Source organism: Micromonospora sp. RTP1Z1, from assembly GCF_033804685.1.
In the GTDB taxonomy this organism is placed as follows: Bacteria; Actinomycetota; Actinomycetes; order Mycobacteriales; family Micromonosporaceae; genus Micromonospora.
This window is the reverse complement of the sequence record NZ_JAPFQV010000140.1, coordinates 1-1,078: the sequence shown is the minus strand read 5'-3', so window position 1 is coordinate 1,078 and position 1,078 is coordinate 1. Positions and strand designations below refer to the sequence as shown.

Sequence of the window (1,078 nt, the reverse complement as noted above, 5' to 3'; positions counted from 1 at the left end):
TGTGGGTTGGTCGTTTGTTGAGAATTGCACAGTGGACGCGAGCATCTTTGTGGTCAAGTTGTCAAGGGCGAACGGTGAATGCCTTGGCACCAGGAGCCGATGAAGGACGTGGGAGGCCGCGATAGGCCTGGGGGAGCTGTCTACCAAGCTGTGATCCCAGGGTGTCCGAATGGGGAAACCCGGCACCAGTCATGTGGTGTCACCTGCACCTGAACACATAGGGTGTATGGAGGGAACGCGGGGAAGTGAAACATCTCAGTACCCGCAGGAAGAGAAAACAATTTAGTGATTCCGTGAGTAGTGGCGAGCGAAAGCGGATCGAGGCTAAACCGGCTGCGTGTGATACCTGTCAGGGGTTGCGTGGTCGGGGTTGTGGGACCTTGCTCGACAAGCTGACACTTGTCGGAGGAGTTACAAAGCCAGTTGCTAGCCGAACAGTCTGGAATGGCTGACCGTAGGCGGTGAAAGTCCGGTAGGCGAAAGTGGCTGGCCTCCTGTGAGTGTTCCCGAGTAGCGGCGGACCCCTGAAATCTGCCGTGAATCTGCCAGGACCACCTGGTAAGCCTAAATACTTCCTGGTGACCGATAGCGGACAAGTACCGTGAGGGAATGGTGAAAAGTACCCCGGGAGGGGAGTGAAATAGTACCTGAAACCGTTCGCCTACAATCCGTCGGAGCCTTACGGGGTGACGGCGTGCCTTTTGAAGAATGAGCCTGCGAGTTAGTGGCACGTGGCGAGGTTAACCCGTGTGGGGGAGCCGTAGCGAAAGCGAGTCTGAATAGGGCGATTCAGTCGCGTGTCCTAGACCCGAAGCGGAGTGATCTAGCCATGGGCAGGCTGAAGCGCGGGTAAGACCGCGTGGAGGGCCGAACCCACCAACGTTGAAAAGTTGGGGGATGACCTGTGGTTAGGGGTGAAAGGCCAATCAAACTCCGTGATAGCTGGTTCTCCCCGAAATGCATTTAGGTGCAGCGTCGCGTGTTTCTTGCCGGAGGTAGAGCACTGGATGATCTAGGGGGCCCACAAGCTTACCGAAATCAGCCAAACTCCGAATGCCGGTAAGTGAGAGCGCGGCAG

Annotated in this window: 1 rRNA gene; it reads left to right on the top strand. The window is 56.9% G+C overall.

The features are described 5' to 3' along the window. Window positions 1-51: 51 nt before the first annotated feature. Window positions 52-1,078, top strand: a 23S ribosomal RNA gene (locus SLP03_RS31400); the annotation flags it as partial.